Below are 1,608 nucleotides of genomic sequence, written 5' to 3'. Positions count from 1 at the left end.
CCTGGTTGTCCTGGTTGTCCTGGTTGTCCTGGTTGTCCTGGTTGTCCTGGTTGTCCTGGTTGTCCTGGTTGTCCTGGTTGTCCTGGTGCGAGGAAGCCGCAGTTTCATCCGGGCCGTTGGCGCCAGCATCTTCACCACCGCTGCAGGCGCTTGCGCTAGCAACAAGGAAGAGACCCACGAGGGTGGCGAAGAGCCACGCTGTTCGGAAATGCATGCTGCACCTCCCGGGGACGTGTTGGACGTGCTGTCCATGCAAGCGCTCACTATGGCATCGAAGTGGCTGCCGTAGGGCGTGGACGGGCCTGAGGGGCCCGTCAGCGGCTCTGTGTAAGAAAGACGTTGCGGAACTAGATCCTGGGGCCCTATCGAGAGGTGATGCCTCGGCGCAGGCTGCGGGGCATGTCGTCGTCGGCGTCTTGCCCGCCGCCGCGGTTGATCAGTGACGAGCTGTGGGCGCTGGTCGAGCCGCTGATCCCGCCGCGCAAGCCGGCCATCCACGGCCGCACCGGCCGACCCCGCACCTCGGACCGGGACGTGCTGGGGGGCATCGCGTTCGTGCTCTCCACCGGCATCGGCTGGGCCAAGCTGCCCACCGAGCTGGGCTACGGCTCGGGCTGGACCTGCTGGCGGCGGATGCACGAGTGGGCCCAGGCCGGCGTCTTCGACCGGCTCCACCGATCGGTCCTGGATCGGCTGGGCGAGACCGGCCGGCTGGACTGGTCGCGCGCCAGCCTGGACTCGGTCAGCGTCCGGGCGAAAAGGGGGGTGAGCTGACCGGCCCCAACCCCACCGACCGGGGCAAGGCCGGCAGCAAGTACCACCTGCTCGTCGACGCCACCGGGCTACCGCTGAACGTGCTCGTCTCCGGCGCCAACCGGCACGACAGCATGCTGGTCGAGCCGATCCTGGACTCCATGCCGGCGATCAAGCGCGGCGGCCGTGGCCACCCGCGCCGCCGGCCGGGCAAGCTGCACGGCGACAAGGGCTATGACAACCGGCGGGTCCGCCGCTACCTGCGTCGGCGCGGGATTACCGCCCGGATCGCCCGCATTGGCCGGGATTCCAGCGCTCGCCTGGGCCGGCACCGCTGGGTCGTCGAACGCACGCTGGGCTGGCTGCTGTCCTACAAACGCCTCGCGCTGCGCTACGACCGCACCGCCACGACCATCACCGCCCTGGCCCGGTTGGCCGTCACCCTCATCTGCGCCCGCCGACTCCCCACGAACTAATGCAACGTCTTCTAATACTGCAACGGCACTTGAGCGTGTCGCTGTCGTGATCGGCTGAGGGCTGGTAGCAGCGTGGGCCGATGCGCTGCGATGGCCTGGTGGCCGAGGTGCAGGACTGGGCGGCGGGCCTGGAGGAGGTGCACGCCCGGATCGCCGGGGCGTTCGCCCGCGCGGAGCCGCGGGCCCGGGTGCTGGCCTATCTGCGCGGGTGTTGGGTCAGCTGGAGCGCAAGAACGGCTGGACGCTGGCCGAGGCCGCCGGTGAGGTGTCTCCGGACGGGATGCAGCGGCTGCTGCGCACCGCGGACTGGAACGCCGACGCGGTCCGCGACGAGCTGCGCGACTACGTGGTCGAGCGGCTCGGCCCTGGCGGGGTGCTC

General features: G+C 69.9%; 1 protein-coding gene and 1 pseudogene. Both read left to right on the top strand.

Annotation, left to right across the window (positions count from 1 at the left end; translation table 11 throughout):
* Positions 1-399 precede the first annotated feature (399 nt).
* A protein-coding gene (locus BM414_RS21555; protein ID WP_093582845.1) for an IS5 family transposase occupies positions 400-1,229 on the top strand; the annotation gives its coding sequence in 2 pieces (ribosomal slippage) (positions 400-757 and positions 757-1,229; 831 coding nt in all).
* An 80-nt stretch (positions 1,230-1,309) separates the two neighbouring features.
* Positions 1,310-1,608: pseudogene (locus BM414_RS21550) on the top strand (transposase); the annotation flags it as partial.

This window comes from Geodermatophilus amargosae (assembly GCF_900116515.1).
GTDB classification, from domain to species: Bacteria; Actinomycetota; Actinomycetes; order Mycobacteriales; family Geodermatophilaceae; genus Geodermatophilus; species Geodermatophilus amargosae.
The sequence above is the reverse complement of the archived record's forward strand: the minus strand, read 5'-3'. Positions and strand labels throughout refer to the sequence as shown.